Source organism: Paenibacillus terrae, from assembly GCF_005217525.1.
GTDB classification, from domain to species: Bacteria; Bacillota; Bacilli; order Paenibacillales; family Paenibacillaceae; genus Paenibacillus; species Paenibacillus terrae_C.
Window position 1 is genome coordinate 69528 of record NZ_PNXQ01000015.1, and the last position, 15316, is coordinate 84843.

The 15316-nt window shown below is 46.9% G+C and carries 11 protein-coding genes and 2 pseudogenes; 9 read left to right on the top strand and 4 right to left on the bottom strand.

The window, feature by feature from the left end; translation table 11 throughout:
• Nucleotides 1-59: 59 nt before the first annotated feature.
• The 4 genes from C1I60_RS17500 (at nucleotide 60) to C1I60_RS17515 (ending at nucleotide 5562) form a co-directional block, all read left to right on the top strand.
• The gene (locus C1I60_RS17500; RefSeq protein ID WP_137062886.1) at nucleotides 60-1205 is read left to right on the top strand and encodes a glucose-1-phosphate adenylyltransferase; all 1146 of its coding nucleotides are present in this window, start codon (nucleotides 60-62) and stop codon (nucleotides 1203-1205) included.
• 23 nt (nucleotides 1206-1228) lie between these two features.
• Nucleotides 1229-2332, top strand: coding sequence for a glucose-1-phosphate adenylyltransferase subunit GlgD (gene glgD, locus C1I60_RS17505; protein WP_137062887.1), 1104 nt, complete (start codon nucleotides 1229-1231; stop codon nucleotides 2330-2332).
• A gap of 33 nt (nucleotides 2333-2365) precedes the next feature.
• Nucleotides 2366-4819, top strand: a complete 2454-nt coding sequence (locus C1I60_RS17510; protein ID WP_137062888.1) for a glycogen/starch/alpha-glucan phosphorylase — start codon at nucleotides 2366-2368, stop codon at nucleotides 4817-4819.
• Nucleotides 4820-5010: 191 nt separating this feature from the next.
• Nucleotides 5011-5562 carry a DUF2062 domain-containing protein gene (locus C1I60_RS17515; protein WP_170970841.1) on the top strand — a complete coding sequence of 184 codons (552 nt, stop codon included), beginning with the start codon at nucleotides 5011-5013 and terminating at the stop codon, nucleotides 5560-5562.
• 240 nt (nucleotides 5563-5802) lie between these two features.
• Here C1I60_RS17515 and C1I60_RS17520 read toward each other — a convergent pair.
• Nucleotides 5803-6699, bottom strand: a pseudogene (locus C1I60_RS17520) (Rpn family recombination-promoting nuclease/putative transposase).
• A 167-nt stretch (nucleotides 6700-6866) separates the two neighbouring features.
• Between C1I60_RS17520 and C1I60_RS17525 the strand changes: the two are divergent.
• The 3 genes from C1I60_RS17525 to C1I60_RS17535 all read left to right on the top strand — a co-directional run bounded on the left by C1I60_RS17525 (nucleotide 6867) and on the right by C1I60_RS17535 (nucleotide 10965).
• Nucleotides 6867-9542: a YhgE/Pip domain-containing protein gene (locus C1I60_RS17525; protein ID WP_137062890.1), complete on the top strand. Its 2676-nt coding sequence runs from the start codon at nucleotides 6867-6869 to the stop codon at nucleotides 9540-9542.
• Between the two features lie 154 nt (nucleotides 9543-9696).
• A complete protein-coding gene (locus tag C1I60_RS17530; protein WP_212734483.1) occupies nucleotides 9697-9924 on the top strand; it encodes a hypothetical protein in 228 nt (75 codons plus the stop codon).
• Nucleotides 9925-9990: 66 nt separating this feature from the next.
• Nucleotides 9991-10965, top strand: a complete 975-nt coding sequence (locus C1I60_RS17535) for an aldo/keto reductase (protein ID WP_137062892.1) — start codon at nucleotides 9991-9993, stop codon at nucleotides 10963-10965.
• 142 nt (nucleotides 10966-11107) lie between these two features.
• Here the strand turns inward: C1I60_RS17535 and C1I60_RS17540 are convergent, their stop codons facing one another.
• A complete protein-coding gene (locus tag C1I60_RS17540; protein ID WP_137062932.1) occupies nucleotides 11108-12088 on the bottom strand; it encodes a DMT family transporter in 981 nt (326 codons plus the stop codon).
• 193 nt (nucleotides 12089-12281) lie between these two features.
• On the opposite strand from C1I60_RS17540, the gene C1I60_RS17545 reads away from it, so the two are divergent.
• Complete coding sequence (locus C1I60_RS17545) at nucleotides 12282-13493, top strand: GTP-binding protein (RefSeq protein ID WP_137062893.1); 1212 nt, start codon at nucleotides 12282-12284, stop codon at nucleotides 13491-13493.
• Between the two features lie 30 nt (nucleotides 13494-13523).
• On the opposite strand, the gene C1I60_RS17550 is transcribed toward C1I60_RS17545, so the two are convergent.
• Entirely contained in the window at nucleotides 13524-14399 is an 876-nt protein-coding gene (locus C1I60_RS17550; RefSeq protein ID WP_137062894.1) for a LysR family transcriptional regulator, read from the bottom strand.
• Nucleotides 14400-14555: 156 nt separating this feature from the next.
• On the opposite strand from C1I60_RS17550, the gene C1I60_RS17555 reads away from it, so the two are divergent.
• A complete protein-coding gene (locus tag C1I60_RS17555) occupies nucleotides 14556-14885 on the top strand; it encodes an antibiotic biosynthesis monooxygenase family protein (protein WP_137062895.1) in 330 nt (109 codons plus the stop codon).
• Nucleotides 14886-14994: 109 nt separating this feature from the next.
• Here C1I60_RS17555 and C1I60_RS25780 read toward each other — a convergent pair.
• Nucleotides 14995-15316: pseudogene (locus tag C1I60_RS25780) on the bottom strand (DUF421 domain-containing protein); the annotation flags it as partial.

Sequence of the window (15316 nt, forward strand, 5' to 3'; positions counted from 1 at the left end):
ATATTATTAAGTATCCTGCCGCAATTGCTTCAGATGCACATGACAGGGAGGTCTTTGTTATGAGAAAGAAGGAAGTAGTTGCCATGCTGCTCGCTGGCGGACAAGGCAAAAGACTCAAAGGACTGACCCGTACACTTGCCAAACCGGCTGTATTTTTTGGAGGAACCTACCGCATCATTGATTTTCCCCTCAGCAATTGCACTCATTCCGGCATTGATACCGTAGGCGTGCTGACCCAATATGAACCGCTGGTGCTTCATTCCTACATCGGCGTAGGCAGCGACTGGGATTTGGACCGCCTGGATGGGGGAGTTTTTGTTTTGCCTCCCCACGAGAAGGAGAATGGAAACAACTGGTATCGAGGTACGGCGGATGCTATTTATCGGAATCTGCATTTTTTGGATCAGTATGACCCGGAGCATGTACTCATTTTGTCAGGAGATCACATTTATAAAATGGATTACAGTCGCATGCTCGACTATCACAAGGAAAAGGGAGCAGATTGCACCATTTCCGTCATCGACGTCACGATTCAGGAAGCCAAAAGATTCGGGATTCTGAACGTCGATGATGATTTGAAAATTTACGACTTTGAGGAGAAGCCGGAGCAGCCGAAAAGCACGCTGGCCTCCATGGGCATTTATTTGTTCAAATGGGAGGTGTTGCGCCGATATCTGCTGGAGAGCGCGAGTGATTCTGAATCCTCGCATGATTTTGGCAAGGATATCATTCCGTTGCTGCTCCAGCATGGGCGGTCGCTGTATGCGTATCCGTTTGCCGGGTACTGGAAGGATGTAGGCACCATTCAGAGCTTGTGGGAGTCCAACATGGATCTGCTGGCTCAGGACCCGCCGCTGGATCTGAATGACTCTTTCTGGCGTATCTATACCCGTAGCCCTAATCAACCGGCTCAGTATATCACCCAACGGGCGATTCTGAAAAACAGCATCGTGAATGAAGGCTGCGTGGTGGATGGGGAGGTCAGGCATTCTGTGCTATTTTATGGAGTTGAGGTAGGTGAGGGGAGTGTTATTACTGATTCTGTCATTATGCCGAACGTCAAAATTGGCCGCAATGTTCGTATTCACCGGGCCATTGTGAGCGAAAACATAATCATTGAAGACAACACGGTCATCGGATCTGAGGGCAGCTCGGATGAAATTATTTTGTTCGATCAGGAAAGCCAGCTTCATGCACGAATATAACCCGGATAAGGACGGTGTCCGCTATGAGCCGACTCATTGGAGTCATCAACCTGGATCACGAACTGGATCAGTTGAAGGAATTGACCTATTTCCGGTGCGGGGCCGCAGTACCCTTTGCCAGTCGATATCGGCTCATTGATTTTACCTTATCCAACATGATGCATGCAGGGGTGCATGATATTGCACTGTTCATCCGTCGCAAATACCGTTCGCTGCTGGATCATCTGGGTGAAGGTCGGCCTTGGGATTTGGACCGCAGACGGGGCGGGCTGTTTATTTTGCCACCAGACTGGAATGATCCGACGGATGCATCTCTTGGAGATTTGCAGCATGTACACAACAATCTGGATTTTTTTCATCGCTCATCAGGTCAGACGATTGTTCACGCCGGAACCCAGCATGTCAACAAGGTCGATATTGAGGATGTATACCGTTACCATCGGGAGAAGAACGCGGACGTCACTCTTGTGTACAAACAAATAGATCAGCTCGAATCTGAGCACGCTCCCTGTGTTCGGCTGGAGATTGGTGAGGACGGACGGGTGACGGGCATTCATCAGGAGCAGGATCATCATAATATTTATCTGGAAATTTTCGTCATGGACAAAAGTCTGTATCTTGATCAGGTGAAGCATTGCATTGCTCATCAGGATAACCATTTTTTTCGGGATGCCATTCAGAAAAATCCAAGCGGTCTGCGCATTTATGCATATCCCTATGAAGGCTATCATGCCGTGATTAATTCCATTGAGAGTTACTATAAAAACAGCATGAAGCTGCTGGATCAGCAGCAGTATCAAGCACTGTTCCAGAATCAGCCGGTGCATACGAAAATCAAATATGAAGCTCCGACCCGATACACAGACACTGCTGAGGTGGATCATTCGCTTATTGCCAATGGCTGCACGATTGGGGGCAAGGTGGAAAACAGCATCCTTTTTCGTGGGGTACGAGTGGAGGAAGGTGCACGTGTAAGCAACTCGATCATTATGCAAAAATGTGTCATCCGTAAAGGCGCAATGGTGGAAAATGTGATTTTGGATAAGGATGTGCAGCTTTCACCGGATCGTACCTTGATTGGAGACGCCAGAGTTCCCTATGTCATTGCCAAAAATAGCGTGATTTAGCATTTAAAACGGAAATAACAGGAGGTTACACCTTTGTTCAGCAATAAGGAAGCATTTAAGCAGGCTTTTCGAGAGCAACTGGTCGGAAGGCTGGGCAAGCCGATGCAGGAAGCTCAGGCGGAAGACATATACAAGGTTTTGGGCGGTATGATCCGCGAACAAGTCGGCAAAAATTGGGCGGAAACGAACCAAGCCTATAAAGAAGGACAAGAGAAGCAGGTCTATTACTTTTCACTGGAATTTTTGATAGGCCGTCTGCTGGGCAGCAATTTGTTGAATTTGGGCGTGGTGGATATGGTCCGGCAGGCACTGGGAGAGCTGGGCTGGGATCTGGAAGAGATTGAAGAGCAGGAGGCGGACGCAGGGCTGGGTAATGGCGGTCTCGGCCGTCTGGCAGCTTGCTTCATGGATTCGCTGGCGTCCCTTGGCTATGCTGGACATGGCTGCGGCATCCGTTACAAGTACGGTCTGTTCGAGCAGCGCATTGTGGATGGAAATCAGGTGGAGCTGCCGGATTACTGGCTGCAAAAAGGAAACGTTTGGGAGGAACGCCGTCCTGACAAGAAGGTCGAGGTTCAGTTCTGGGGACATGTGGAAACTCGGGAGGAGGATGGTCGTCTTGTTTTCGAGACACAAGATGCCGAAACGGTCTGGGCCGTTCCGTACGATATTCCACTGGTGGGCTACGGACATGCGCAGGTGAATACATTGCGGATCTGGAGCGCGGAATCAGCGCTCGATCCTGTTCGAGGGCCGATTCGAGGCGAGGGCGGTTACTATCGCTTTCTCGACTATAATCGCTCGGTGGAATCCATTTCGGCGTTCCTGTACCCGGATGATTCGAATTATGAGGGCAAGCTGCTTCGCTTGAAGCAGCAGTATTTCCTCTGCTCGGCAGGCTTGCAAAGTATTTTGCGGACGTTTGAGAAGCTTCGGTTGCCATACAGCCAGTTGCCTGACAAAATAGCGCTGCATATTAATGATACACATCCGACGCTCGTTATACCGGAGCTTATGCGTATTTTGATGGACGTGAAGGGCTTGGGCTGGGAGGAAGCGTGGGATATTACGACGCGGACGGTTTCGTATACGAATCACACGATATTGAGCGAGGCGCTGGAGCAATGGCCTGTCAACATGGTGCGGGAGCTGCTTCCGCGTGTTTCCCTGATCATTGAAGAAATGAACAAGCGCTATTGTGCCATGCTGCTGGAGCGTTATCCGGGTCAGGACATTAAAATTGGCGAAATGGCAATTATTCATGGTGAGCAGATTCGTATGGCCCATTTGGCGATTGTTGGCAGCTACAGCGTCAACGGGGTGGCTGCGCTGCACACGCAAATTTTGAAGGAACGGGAAATGAAGCCGTTCCACGAGCTGTACCCCGGCCGTTTTAACAATAAAACGAACGGGATTGCCCATCGCCGCTGGCTCATGCACGCGAATCCCGAGCTGGCAAGCTTGTATGATGAAACGATAGGCACACGCTGGAGAACTCGTCCACGCGAGTTGATCGACCTGCTTCGTTACAGCGGGGACGAGTCGTTCAAGGAACGGATACAGGCGATTAAGCGAAATAATAAAGTCAGGCTCGCCGAGCAGGTTTTTGCTAAACAGAGCGTGCGACTGGATACGTCCTCGATTTTTGATGTACAGGTCAAACGACTGCATGGATATAAGCGGCAACTGCTTAATATTTTGCATGTGATGCACGTATACAATCAGCTCAAACATAATCCTTCCCTGGATGTGGTGCCGCGTACGTTTATTTTTGGAGCTAAAGCTGCCCCAGGCTATTATCTTGCCAAGCTGACGATTAAGCTCATTAACAACGTAGCGGACACGATCAATCGGGATGTGGATGTCAGGGACAAGCTGAAAGTCGTTTTTCTGGAAAATTACTCGGTTTCACTGGCCGAGCTGATTATTCCTGCGGCTGATGTCAGCGAGCAAATTTCCACGGCAGGCAAGGAAGCTTCAGGCACCGGAAATATGAAATTTATGATGAATGGTGCACTCACCCTGGGTACGCTGGACGGAGCCAATGTAGAAATGCATGAAATGGTGGGCGATGACAATATGTTCATTTTCGGACTGAAGGTGGATCAGATCGAGGCGTATTACCGGGACGGGCAGTATTCAGCGCGCAAAACAGCCAACAGCGACGAACGGCTGCGTGAAGTGCTGGATCAACTGGTGAATGATGCTCCTTTTACGCGGCATGAACGGGAATTTGAGGCTATTTATCAATCCCTGATTGATCACAATGACGAATACTTTGTGCTCAAGGATTTTGCGGCGTATGTAGATACTCAGGTGCATATCGAGCAGGTGTACCGAAATCCGTCTGAGTGGACGCGGCGTGCTATTGTAAACATGGCACATGCCGGCAAGTTCTCCAGTGATTGCACAATTCAGCAGTACGCGGCCGATATTTGGAACATTGTACCTCTCCAAAACGATGTCAACAAGCGAATCTTGTCCTAATACGGCGAAACAGGCGGAATGACATTGCTTTTCGAACGCTGAGGGTTATAATGACAGTATAGACATAAGTAAGGATGGGTAGCTGTATAACCTCATTCCTGAACTTGAATTGTACTGTTGAAGGAGTCCTCCTATTGATAAAGCTCAATCCGAACAGGCTCAAACCTAACCAATCAAAGAAGAAATATAATATGTTTCAAAATATATGGCGGGCGATTCGTCTGAATTTCATCAAGCTGCTGCGTGCGCCGGGTGGAGTGAAGAAAATCTCTTTGGGCTTTGCCATTGGCTTCGCTTTGGAGATGATTGTTATCTCCACGGCTTCGCTGGTATATCTCGTGTTTTACCCGGTTGTCCGGCTGTCTGGCGGCTCGTTGCCTGCGGCAATTGTGGGCAACGTTGTAGGTAAGCTGACCTTTTTGCCGATTGTGCTGATGCCGTTCGCCAAGCAATTGGGAGCTTGGATTTATCCGTCCCATTACCCGGTACATGTACGGGGAGGCAGGCTCCATGAACATTCCTTTATGGAACTGTTTCATGGTAATTGGGCTGTATTTAGAGACTTGCTGCATGGAGGACTGCACATTCTGATTGGCATGTCGATTTTCGGTGTGGTGCTAGGGGTTATCTCGTATTTTGTCATTCAAGTTCTGTATAACCGTTCGCTGCATAAACGGCTGGAAAAGCGGAAGTTGCGTCATGGCGCAGCCTTTTCAGCGGTCAGACTGTTGAAAAACGGATAATGTAGCGAGGAAGAAGCTCCTTAAGCCTATGAACTAGGTCTGAGGGGCTTCTTTTGGTTTGTTAGTGATGGGAGAGGGAATGACATGAACGTGTTTGCCAGGATCACGGCCAATGAACGAGGAGTGGTAAGACTAAAAAGGGTTGATTTATTTTTTATGTTTTTGTTTACAAAAAACTCGCCTTGTTCTTTCTAAAGAACAAGGCGAGTTTTCAGGGTTAAACGCTTTGCTAAAAATAAATTATTGAATCGGTTTCAATGATTGAACCTCGGATTCAGATAATCCGCTCGCTTTGGCAATAACTTCAATTTCAATACCTAAAGATAGCATGTTCCTTGCGATTTAAACAGCTTTTTGACGCTCGCCTTTAGTCAGTCCTTCTTCCAAACCTTTAGCCAAACCTTCTTCTAGCCCCTTTTTCAGACCTTTTTCCGTGGCCCACTCAATCATGGAAGCTTCGTCATGAAGGTATTTTTGACGTTCCTCGTACAAACGCCGCGCTTCCCGATCCTGACTTAGGAACTCGAGTGTATCCATCGCTTTTTTTAAAGTTGGTTCATTCACGCTAAGCACCTCCCAGTTGGATTTGTCAGCCCCTTTCAGAAAGAGAAGCCAATTAATTAAGCCACCTTCCACTGGAACGGACGTGTCATTTACCTTCGATAATTCCATAAAATGTACCTCAAAGTCATCACTAAGCTCAATTCCCGTATGATCCTCCCGTAAATGAAACACATTATGATATCGATCATTCGGCAGAAAGGAATAGTTTAGAATATTGATAGTGACACATTTTTTGAGTTCTTTATAGGTTTGACGCTCTTGTAACTGACCCGAATATCTTTTACTCCAATAAAACAGAGTTCGTTTTTCAATATCATATTTATTAAATAGCTGCATTTCCACGTTAATATGTTTACCTGTTGCCGTTTTGGCCCAAATGTCAAAAATGGATTGCTTATCAAGTGGAGCATCTTTATCCGTATAAGGATTTAGCAAAATGATTTCAGTTAACGGCTACTCGCCTGACTCCGCGAAAGTACGATTGAGAAAAGCCAAGAGTACATCTTTATTGTCTTCACTGCCAAAAATACGTTTAAACACAAAGTCATTTCGTGGGTCCAGTAGCTCGCTCATTCAAGATCATCTCCATTCCCATTTATTATATCATGTACCCCGCATATTATTGAAGGAGAGCTTGTGAGTATGCACACAATAATTGGCTTCATTCGTTCGAATCGTTTACAATACGTGTGCATACAACACTGGACTACAGGTTAATGTACATACAAGGAGTGGTGAAGTTGCGGAAGATATGGCAAATCTACTTAACAGACTGGAAAAATGTATTTAAAGTATCAACCGGGACTTTATTGGTCATTGGTATTATTCTTTTGCCTTCCGTCTATGCATGGGTGAATTTGAAAGCAATGTGGGACCCTTATGCAAATACATCAGGTATTAAAATTGCAGTAACGAGTCAGGATCAGGGTGCTGAGGTGAACGGGAAGAAGATTAATATCGGTGACGAGGTTTTGCATAACCTTCAAAATAACAAGAAACTGGGCTGGACCTTTGTCAACGAAGCAGAAGCGAGAAAAGGTGTGTTGAACGGAGATTATTACGCGAGTCTGCTCATTCCAAAGGATTTTTCCAAAAAAATTACGAGCGTACTCACAGAAAATCCGCAAAAGCCAGAGATTGATTACGCCGTCAATGAAAAAATTAATGCGGTCGCACCGAAAATTACATCTTCGGGGGCAACCGCTCTGACGAATCAGATTAGCCAAAACTTTATTGAAACCGCCAGTCAGGCCGTGCTAACCAAGTTAAAGGAAGCCGGGGTGAAGCTGGAGGAGGAGCTACCAACCATTCGCAACATTGAGAACCGGGTGTTGGAGCTGAACAACCGACTGCCGGATATCGACAGGTTAGGTAAGCAAGCAATCGAGTTGGAGCAGAATTTGCCGAAAATTAAGGCACAGGGACAAAAGATCATCGCATTGAAGGAGAAAATCCCTGAAATTAACCGTGCTGGCGATCTGGTGCTCAAAATTGAAAAAAACTTGCCCGAGCTGGACAAGGTGGCGGCGACTATTTTAGATATACAAAAAAGGCTGCCGGATATTCAAAAGGCCGGAGATCGGATCGTGGAGCTGGATCAAAATTTCGGTAAGGTAGAAAGCGCATTGGCTACGGCATTGGAGGACACGCAAACGGCGCTTAAGGTCATTAATGCCGCACAAAAAGCGTTGCCGGAAGTACAACAAATTGCGAATGCGGGCAAGGATTTTACAAACGGATTGCTTGACTTTCTGGATAAAAATGATGGTGCGCTTGATTCCATCGGAACGGTGGTCAAAGAGGATTTACAGTTGGTACAGCAAATGGCGAATGAAGTTTCGGAGATCACAGGGATCATCCGGGGTGTTGATTTTGATCCTAAAGTAGCACAGGCTGCGGTGAAGCGGGTTAGCGGAAGACTGACCACTGCCGTGGGAGTGCTGGATCGTATTTCTCAGTTGCTGTCCCGTGTTAACGGATATTTGCCTAGTCAGCCGCTGGATTCGCTCATTTCCCGTGTGAGCGGTGTAGAGGACCGTTTCCGTCGCTTGAATAGCACGGTTACAAGCATCGGGGATGCCATTCAGCGCGGCGAGAAGCCTGCACAAAATCTACTGGATAACGCTGACCGCCTTGCTGGAGAAATCAGCAGTGGGATTGACAGCATTTTGGGCAACTATGATACGGAATACGCACCAGCCATTCAAAAAGCGTTGGATCAAATGAAGACCGTTGCCCGCAATTCCGCGAATGTGCTGAATACGGCTCAAGAGCAGCTACCGAATATTGAAAAAATATTAAACGACGCTCAGGCTGCCGCACAATTCGGTCAGGAAGAACTGACCCGTCTCCAGCAGGACCTGCCGCAATACCGGCAAAAACTGCATGAAGCGGCTACGACGATTCAGGGACGCATGGGCGAATTTAAGAATGCTGTAAACAAGGCAGCGGACTTCGTGAATAACGATTTGCCAGCAGTGAAAAGTAAAATTCATCAGGCGGCGGATTTTGTGCGCAACGATTTGCCGAAGGCGGAGCAGCAGTTTGTCAAAATGGCTGACCTGATTGAGAACAAGTTTCCCGAGGCAGAACATGCGGTGCACCAGGTAGCCAACTTTGTCAGAACGGATCTTCCTGCTGCTGAGGATTCCATACGTCAGGCCGCAGACACGATTCGCAAGCTCAAAGGTGAAAATGCCCTTGGACGGGCCATTGCGTTGCTCAAGGGGGATGTGAAAAAGGAGAGCGATTTTCTCGGCAGTCCGGTTTTGTTGAAACAGGAGCGGATTTATCCGATTCCGAACTATGGTTCTGCGATGTCGCCTTTTTATACTACATTGTCGATTTGGGTAGGCGCGATGCTGCTGGTGTCGATGTTCAGGGTAGATGTAGAAGACCCGGAAGGTAAATACAAAAGCTACCAAGTGTACTTCGGGCGGCTTATGACGTTCTCCACTATCGGTATATTTCAGGCGCTTAGCGTGTCGCTCGGTGACTTGTTCCTGCTCGGGGCATATGTGGATGCCAAAGTGGCATTTGTACTGTCCTCCATACTGATTAGTCTCGTATTCACAGCTATGACCTATACACTGGTTTCGGTGTTTGGCAATATCGGTAAGGGGCTGGCGGTTATCTTGCTGGTGCTTCAGTTCTCCAGCTCAGGGGGCACGTTTCCAATTGCGACGAGCACGCCGTTTTTTCAAGCGCTGAATCCGTTCGTTCCTTTCACCTATGCGGTTAGTCTGTTACGGGAAACGGTAGGGGGGATGCTGCCTTCGACGGTAACACGGGATGTGGTGATGCTGCTTGTATTTATCGGGGTTTGTTTCCTGTTTGGATTGGTGCTTAAGAAGCCGCTCAGCAAGTATACGAAGAAGATGGCTGAGCGAGCGAAAGAGACGAAATTGATTCCTTGATTGTTAAAAAGAGTGGGAGTTACGGTGGTTGGATTGAGCGCTCCGCGTAGGATTTGATCTTACGATCGCTGTTGCCACGGGATTCTTTGGATTGGATAGGACATGAAAAGGTAAGAATCCCGTGGCAGCTTATGCTTACGATGAGAGCTTTCCAATGGAAAGCTTTCAGGCGAACGCTGGCGCTTCTTCAGATTCAAATCCTCCGCTACGCTGGGGCTACCACCGTAAAGTCACTTTCCTTTTAACGGTGGGTGGTAGTATGAGGGGAGATGGCCTCGCATTTGCTGCTTCGGCAGGGTGCGGAGCTTTTTTGCGTGCGCTGCCAAACCTTAAAATGCATTTCGGGGTGTTTCAAGGCGGTGCTTTCTGGTTAATGAAATGAGTATGGTCTTTTTTGGCGTGGGATTTTTACGGTATTTAAAACTCTTAGGCAAAGGCGGGAGGCAATATGGAGTATTCATACTTGGGAAAGTCAGGCTTAAAGGTTAGTCGGTTGTGTCTGGGCACGATGAATTTTGGGCCGGAAACCGAAGAAAAGGAAGCGTTTAAAATTATGGATGCTGCGCTGGATGCGGGCATTAATTTCTTTGATACAGCCAATGTATATGGTCATGACCGCAAAGGGTGGACGGAGGAAATTATCGGACGCTGGTTCCAGCAGGGTGGCGGTAGACGTGAGAAGGTCGTGCTTGCGACGAAGGTATACGGGGATATGAAAAATGAGAACGACGGGCCGAACGCAGGATCAGGCTTGTCAGCTTACAAAATTCGCCGTCATTTGGATGCTTCTCTGAAACGTTTGCAGACCGATCATATCGAGCTGTATCAGATGCATCATATTGACCGAAACGTGTCATGGGATGAGCTGTGGGGCGTATTCGAGTCGGTTGTGGATCGGGGACAAGTGGATTATATTGGTTCCAGTAACTTTGCGGGCTGGCATATTGCTGTGGCGCAGGCCGAAGCGAAGGCACGCCGTTTTTTGGGGCTGGTATCCGAGCAGCATTTGTATAACCTGAATGAGCGTTCCGCCGAGCTAGAGGTATTACCTGCGGCTCAGGAGCTGGGACTCGGTGTTATTCCATGGAGCCCGCTGGCTGGCGGATTGCTGGGACGTAATGCATTGGCAGGCACAGGCTCGCGTAGCGCACGTTCCAAGGAAAAGATTGAACAAAATCGTGGGAAGCTGGAGCAATTTGCAGCGTTGTCCCGCGAGTTGGGCGAAAAGGAAGACGTGATTGCGCTGGCTTGGGTATTGTCTCATCCGGCCGTAACGGCTCCGATTATCGGCCCACGGACATTGGATCAGCTGGAGGATGCTCTGCGTGTGCCTGAGGTCAAATTGAGCGAGGATGTGCTTACCAAGCTGAATGAGATTTTCCCTGGCCCCGGCAAACCTGCGCCGGAAGCCTACGCATGGTAATTTAGCATCTTCCTATCGAAGACAAGAAGAGAATCACAAAAAAGCAGCAGATCAGGAGTAGTCTCCTGAGTCTGCTGCTTTTTTACTAGATTGCCCTGTCAGAACCTGAACGATAAGCGATCATGAACAGAATAATCCTGCGCTAAACGTGATCTGTCTTTTTAGGCATCATCCGAGGGAGAATTTTTTTATCATGTGTACTATAACTGTGCAGAATCATGCCGAGGATCACGATGAACATACCGATCCATGATAAAAGGGAAGGAATCTGCATAGATAAAAAGATCAGTTCTCCCATTAATGCGAAAAGTACTTCCAGAGATTGTGTCGCTTCAACCGTTGCTAACTTTTGCATATTTCCACGAACCTGATCTGTGGCTTTAAAAAACAGGACTGTGGCGATCACCCCTGAAAACACGGCCACCAAAGCAGATTGTATCGTTTGCTCCTGACTCGGCATTCCCACGCTAAAAACCCCATATAACGAAAGTAGTAGCCAAAACGGCAAACTGGCTAAAGTCATCCCGAGTACACGTTGATAGGCATCTAACCGTCCTGCACAAACTTCCATCATTTTACGATTACCTAGTGGATAGGCAAATGAAGCGAGTACGACAGGCAGGATACCGAATAAAAAATCTTGAGCAGAAATGGATTGCGACTGTTCGATTTGCATGAGAATAATGCCTAGTAAAATAACCAAAGACATCATAAGTCCCTGAATGGGGATTTTCCCTCGTACTTTTAAAGGACCGTTCTCCGTTTGCACAATTTCAGAAAATAACGGGACAAGCAAAGAACCGGAAACAATGGTAATTTGCCACGTTCCAGCGATCAGCCAGCCTGGTGAATAAGCTGATGCGAAGCATAATGGAGCATAAAACAATCCAAACCCGACGAAGCTCCATAGAGCCCAGGTCCACGCTTGTTCTCTCATGACGTTCCAAAGAGGTTTAAGCTTGTGTTGGGTCAAGACGATGACGAATAAAATGGGGAGCATAAACAGATATCGCAAAGAAGCACTCCATATCCAGCTCCCCCCTGATAGCTCCATTGACCGATTGAGAACAAAAGTAAAAGCAAAAAAGAAAGCAGCCAATACACCTAGCCAGATTGATTGCAAAACATTCACCTTATTCTTTAAGTATCGTTATTATCATATATTAATAACTTTTTATGATTCATTTCAAGGGTTTCTTCGCAGTTGACAAGGCGAAGGGGATCATGTATATTACTGAATGCCTGCATTAATAGTAATTATTACGATTTAAAAAATACGATGAAGATGAGTTTATATTAAAGGGAGCGTACCACCAATGAATAAGAAAGTAATCCCGGTAACGGTGCTGAGTGGATATTTGGGGGCAGGGAAAACAACGATTTTGAATCATGTGTTAAACAATCGGGATGGAATGAAAGTGGCCGTGATCGTCAATGACATGAGCGAAGTGAACATTGACGCCGAACTGGTAAAAAAAGAAGGTGGCTTGTCCAGAACAGAAGAGAAACTGGTTGAGCTGTCCAACGGCTGTATTTGCTGCACATTGCGCGAAGACCTGCTACTGGAAGTCAAGAAGCTGGCCGAACAAGGCGAGTTTGATTATATTTTAATCGAATCCACAGGGATCAGTGAACCTGTGCCTATCGCTCAAACCTTTACGTACGCCGACGAAGGGACAGGCATTGATTTGACTTCCTTAGCAAAGCTTGATTGCATGGTGACGGTGGTCGATGCGAACCGTTTCTGGCATGATTTTGAATCGGGAGAAACACTGCTGGATCGCAGGCAGGCTACGGGAGAAGACGACACGCGTGATATTTCGGACTTGCTGATTGATCAGATTGAAACCTGTGATGTACTGATTCTGAATAAATGCGATTTGGTTCAGCCTCCGCAGTTGGACAAACTTGAGGGCGTGCTGCGCAGATTGCAGCCTGAAGCCAGAATCATTCGCGCTTCCAAGGGACAGGTTGCTCCTTCGGACATTTTGAACACGGGATTGTTTAACTTTGATAAGGCCAGCCAATCCGCCGGATGGATTCGTGAGCTGGAGCTAGAGAGCCATACACCGGAAACGGACGAATATGGAATCAATTCCTTTGTATATCGCCGCAGAAGACCGTTTCATCCTGCCAGATTGGCTGAATTTATGAGCTACTGGCCGGAGGAGGTCGTTCGCGCCAAAGGTTTGGCCTGGATTGCAACCCCTCAGGATTGGGCGGCCAGTATCAGCCAGGCAGGGTCCTCCATTCAGTTTGGTCCTGCTGGAAGTTGGCTTGCGGCGTTATCCGAGGAAGAACGTCAGGAGATCGTCGCGGCTGATCCTGAGGTTCTAGATAATTGGGATGAGCAATGGGGCGATCGTATGAACGAAATCGTCATGATTGGTATCGGAATGAATCAACCGGAACTGGAAGAAGAGTTGGATGAATGTCTGCTGAATGATAGCGAAATGGACATGGACTGGTCAGGCTTTGAAAATCCATTGCCATGGCCAACACCGGATGAATCGTCGTCTATAAATTAAAAGGTGAATCCAATTTACAGAAATAGGATGTCATATGGACTTAGTGATCCACTCAGCAATGAAGTTCATACACTTTTTGGCGGCTGGAGCCATGTTCTTCAAAGAAGTAGCAGCGATACCAATAGTGCGGGAATGTTTTCCCTCCAAAGGCCGAATACAAAGTTCATAAGGATTTTGAACTAAAATCATTTCCGGAAGAATACTTACGCCCAGTCCGTTTTGCACCATAGCCATAATGGCATGATCATCTTCTAATTCATATTTGATTTTCGGAGCAAGCTTGTGCTGGGAAAAAATTCTCCGTACATCGGTGTCGCAGCCAGAAGCAGGCATAATGAAGGACTCATCAAGGAGTTGATCCACACGTATGGTTGTTTGCTCCCGAAGCATGTGATTAGATGGCAGTACGCACAGCATTCTTTCTTTTTTTAGCGGCAGTACTTCCAGTACGTCTAAAGCAGGCAGATTAACGAAGCCAAAATCAGCTTCTCCGCTGGCTATCCAATGCTCAATCTCATGGTAGTTACCGTCGAGCAGTTTCAGTTCAATAAGTGGAAACTGCTCGTTAAATTTATGAATAATACCGGGCAACCACTGGATGGATACACTTGAGAATGTACCTATTTTGACAGTTCCGGTTTCCAGTCCTTTAATTAGAGCGACCTCTTGATAGAGCCTTTCGTCCATTTGCACGATCTCTCTGAAATGCTTCATCAGACGTTCTCCATTGCTGGTCAATTTGATGCCTGAACGTCCTCTAATCAGAAGAGTCAAGCCCAATTCATGTTCCAAACCGGAAACAGCATGGCTAATGGCGGATTGTGTAAGATTAAGAAGTTCTCCTGCTTTGGTGAAGCTTCCTGCTTCTACTACGCTAAGAAAGACCTTATATTTAAACAAATTCATGTGTCCTCCTACATTGCATGAAATATATTCATATATAGTATCATATATATTCATTTTTTTTTATCTTAGTTTTGTGGTTATAATCGAACTTGAGGATTTTGCAAAATCCAGACTTAAGAAAAAAGCTGATAACCATTTCATTTCTGGGAGGTACCTATGAATTCAATTGCAAAAACGCCACAGCCCCCTTATTATGCTGCTATCTTTACTTCTGAACGTACTGAAGGAGATGGCGGATATGGAAAGATGGGAGACAAAATGGAGGAACTGGCTGCTAAACAGCCTGGTTTTCTGGGCATGGAAAGTGTTCGTGACCAAAACGGAGTAGGCATCACGGTTTCTTATTGGGAATCCTTAGACGCTATAAAAAATTGGAAACATAACGAGATGCACAAGGTAGCACAGGAGAAAGGGAAAGCCGAATGGTATAAAACGTTTGGTTTAAGAGTGAGCAAGGTAGAACGAGATTATTTTTTTACAATATAAAATAGATGAAATGATTAAAGCCAAAGGGAGCGCCTTTTCAGCCATTTATGGCCTTGAAGACGCTCCTTTGGGTTACCAGCTCGTATGCTTATGTCATGGACGTGTATACTCAGGGTTCAGTTGGATTTATCGGCTTCATTTCCTGAATCGCTTGCTTTAAGCTTTGTGAGCATTGCTCAAAAAGCTGCTTGCTTTGCTGCTCACTGGAGCCCGTTGCCAGCTTTTGTAATTCAGTCGTGCATTGTTCCAACAGCGTCAGCACGGCTTGATTAGAGTCCTGTACCTTGGACATCTGTACATTATCGCTGTAAGGATCAATGAATAGCTCCCCTTGCGGGTCCACCTGCGCGAAAAATACGTCCTTGACCGTCAGGCTCTTTTCCTTCAGCTTGGCATCGAGCCATTGGTGAGTAATTCCCATGTATGCCATT

Coding starts and splice junctions, on each gene's coding strand:
- C1I60_RS17500 (WP_137062886.1), top strand. CDS start 60: ATGAGAAAGAAGGAAGTAGTTGCCATGCTGCTCGCTGGCGGACAAGGC.
- glgD (WP_137062887.1), top strand. CDS start 1,229: ATGAGCCGACTCATTGGAGTCATCAACCTGGATCACGAACTGGATCAG.
- C1I60_RS17515 (WP_170970841.1), top strand. CDS start 5,011: ATGTTTCAAAATATATGGCGGGCGATTCGTCTGAATTTCATCAAGCTG.
- C1I60_RS17530 (WP_212734483.1), top strand. CDS start 9,697: ATGGAAAGCTTTCAGGCGAACGCTGGCGCTTCTTCAGATTCAAATCCT.
- C1I60_RS17535 (WP_137062892.1), top strand. CDS start 9,991: ATGGAGTATTCATACTTGGGAAAGTCAGGCTTAAAGGTTAGTCGGTTG.
- C1I60_RS17545 (WP_137062893.1), top strand. CDS start 12,282: ATGAATAAGAAAGTAATCCCGGTAACGGTGCTGAGTGGATATTTGGGG.
- C1I60_RS17550 (WP_137062894.1), bottom strand. CDS start 14,399: ATGAATTTGTTTAAATATAAGGTCTTTCTTAGCGTAGTAGAAGCAGGA.
- C1I60_RS17555 (WP_137062895.1), top strand. CDS start 14,556: ATGAATTCAATTGCAAAAACGCCACAGCCCCCTTATTATGCTGCTATC.